At 65.5% G+C, this 235-nt stretch carries 1 protein-coding gene; it reads left to right on the plus strand.

Annotated elements, in window-relative coordinates; all coding sequences use genetic code 11:
* Positions 1-235: methyl-accepting chemotaxis protein (locus F2P46_RS36910; protein ID WP_229509615.1), on the plus strand; the 235-nt coding region annotated here is incomplete at both ends.

Consider the following 235-nt stretch of genomic DNA (forward strand, 5'->3'; position numbering starts at 1 on the left):
CGGCCGGCGCGGCCAAGGAAATCAAGGGATTGATCGGCGACTCGGTGGCGCAGGTCAGCAACGGCACGCGCCTGGTGCAGGAAGCCGGCACCACCATCGGCGAAGTGGTCGACAGCGTGGCGCGCGTAACCGACATCATGTCCGAGATTACGGCCGCCAGTAACGAGCAGCGCGTCGGCATCGACCAGGTCAACGAGGCGATTGCGCAGATGGACCAGGTGACGCAGCAGAACGC

It is taken from the genome of Massilia sp. CCM 8734 (genome assembly GCF_011682155.1).
GTDB lineage: Bacteria > Pseudomonadota > Gammaproteobacteria > Burkholderiales > Burkholderiaceae_D > Telluria_A > Telluria_A rubra.